The sequence below is a fragment of the Carboxylicivirga sp. M1479 genome (assembly GCF_007097485.1).
Classification (GTDB): domain Bacteria; phylum Bacteroidota; class Bacteroidia; order Bacteroidales; family Marinilabiliaceae; genus Carboxylicivirga.
On record NZ_VKDE01000076.1, the window covers coordinates 1 to 1,963 of the forward strand.

General features: G+C 43.7%; 2 protein-coding genes. Both read right to left on the reverse strand.

The features are described 5' to 3' along the window. Positions 1 to 335 (reverse strand): hypothetical protein (locus FNN09_RS20810; protein ID WP_143304414.1); only part of this gene is annotated, 335 nt, incomplete at its 3' end. 151 nt (positions 336 to 486) lie between these two features. Beyond that, the coding region (locus FNN09_RS20815) for a Gfo/Idh/MocA family protein (RefSeq protein WP_221932560.1) at positions 487 to 1,963 on the reverse strand (1,477 nt) is incomplete at its 5' end.

Genomic DNA, 1,963 nt, shown 5'->3' on the forward strand with positions numbered 1-1,963 from the left:
GGAATATCATCCCAGTTGCTAACATCAAAGTCAGGTTGATAAAAATCAATAGGACGTTCATTCGGGTGTTTCACCCAGTTAAACTTCCAGTTACCATCCAATGATTGCCAGTAGGCCGAGTTTTCAGGCAATACCTTACGTGCACTTTCAACACTTTTAAAAGAGTAAAAAGTAGCTCTCGGCTGCTCTTTGTTATGAGCTATATGGGAAGGTGATTCCCACTCTTTACCAGAAGGGCTTTCTTGAGCACCATAGGTAAAGCCCTCAAGCTGTGCCTGAGCTATGTGACAATGTACTACGAGGCACACAATCAATCCGATTACAACTCGTATCATATATCTACAATTATTTATCTGTGATTTTTTACTTATCTCTGCCTATTGAAATAAAACATCCATCAATTAATTTTAACATACAACCGAGTAAACCCGGTACAGACTATGAGTATGCTAATCTGATTAATGATGGATGTTTCATAATACATTATTAATGTACATTCAACTGCTTACCTGAATCGGCTTCTTTCAGGTTTCGAACACCTGTTGTACCGCCACCTTTAAGTGTTAACTCAACCGGCTTGTTGGTTTCCCACTTTCCTCGTGTAAAGTCAGGAATAGCAATTGGCTTAGAACCGTTGGCAATAGACCACTCACTCAATGGGGTAATACAGCTCCATGCAGCAGCATCGTATACATCCATATCCATTGGCAAGCCGTTACGTAAACAGTCGATCAAACGCCAGTCCATCATAAAGTCCATACCACCGTGGCCACCAACCTGCTTGGCCATTTCACCGATACGACGCACGATTTCCGGTGTGTACTTTTCTTCCAGCTCTTTCATCTTGGCATCATCAGCTTTCTTATGTCCGAAAGCAATATGCTTCAGTGGCCATTTTTGTGCAAAGCACTTGGTTCCACTCAACATATGGATACGTGAGTATGGACGTGGTGAGCTGATATCATGCTGAATCATCATGGTACGGCCTTTCACGGTACGAATCATCTGCATATCCATATTACCACGCATCTCTTTACCAATAAATTGCTGCAAGTCCGGACGATCAGGTGCTAATTCTTTAATGCGGTGCTTCAAGGTGAAATCATCAGACATCATGGCGGTCAGATAATCCATACGGTCACCACGGTTAATATCCATAGCCTGGCAAATAGGACCTAAACCATGTGTTGGGTATACATTGGCCTTGCGTGTATTCTCGTGCAAACGCCAAAGCTTATCGTAAGCACCATCACCACGTGGCTTATCATCCTTTGGCTTGTTAAAGTGCCAGTAATCCAGGTCATGAATATAAGCACCTTCACCATGTATTAAATCTCCAAAGGCTCCCTGACGGGCCATGTTCAATGTTAACAGTTCAAAGAAGTCATAGCAGCAATTTTCAAGAATCACACAGTGCTTTTTGGTTTGCTCCGATACTTCAACCATCTCCCAACATTCGTCCATGGTTTTGGCTGTTGATACCTCTACAGCTGCATGGCTACCTCCACGCATAGCTGCTAAAGCTACCGGCACGTGCCATTCCCATGGTGTAGCAATATAAACCAGGTCAACTAGCCCGCTATCACAAAGGGCTTTAAAAGCAGTATCGCTACCAGAGAATTCCTTGGCTCTCGCTAAACCCGCCTTCGCCAGTGAAGCTTGTGCCCCATCAAGGGCAGCCTGACGCGTATCACAAATGGCAGTGACTTCAACACCTTCGATGAAACCCATGCGATCAACGGCTCCAATACCTCTGTCACCAATACCTACAAAACCAACACGAACTTTATCCAATTTTGGTGCAGCATAACCACACATATTAAAATCCATTTTAGGCACACGTTCTGCATTTTTTCGGATATAAGCGACTGCTTCTTTTTCACCTGCTTTTGGATTACAAGCTGCCATTGGAGCTGCGGCTGCAACACCGGCTGCCAATCCCATATTTTTTAAAAATGATCGT